A 235-nucleotide genomic window follows, 5' to 3' on the forward strand; every position below is an offset into this window, starting at 1 on the left:
TGACGTGCTGCTGCTCCTCAATACGCCGCTGTAGGTACACCGCCGTGGCGAGCTGGTCAGCCAGCATGGTAAGCAGGCGGCGGGTACTATCGTTGAGACGCTCTTTGGGGTGCCATACCTCCAGGGTGCCCAATAGCGTGTCACCTACGCCAATAGGTAATAGCAGGCATTGTGACTGGTCGGTTGCGACCAACTCAAGGGGCCGGGGGTCGATCAGGCAAGCATGGCAATCCTG

1 protein-coding gene is annotated in these 235 nt (G+C 59.6%); it reads right to left on the reverse strand.

Translation table 11 applies throughout. From position 1 onward, the window contains the following. Window positions 1–217: GAF domain-containing protein (locus V0R37_RS23270; protein ID WP_420376715.1), on the reverse strand; the 217-nt coding region annotated here is incomplete at its 3' end. Window positions 218–235 lie beyond the last annotated feature (18 nt).

Origin of the sequence: Pollutimonas rozaliensis (assembly GCF_048751585.1) — a bacterium.
Taxonomy (GTDB): domain Bacteria; phylum Pseudomonadota; class Gammaproteobacteria; order Burkholderiales; family Burkholderiaceae_B.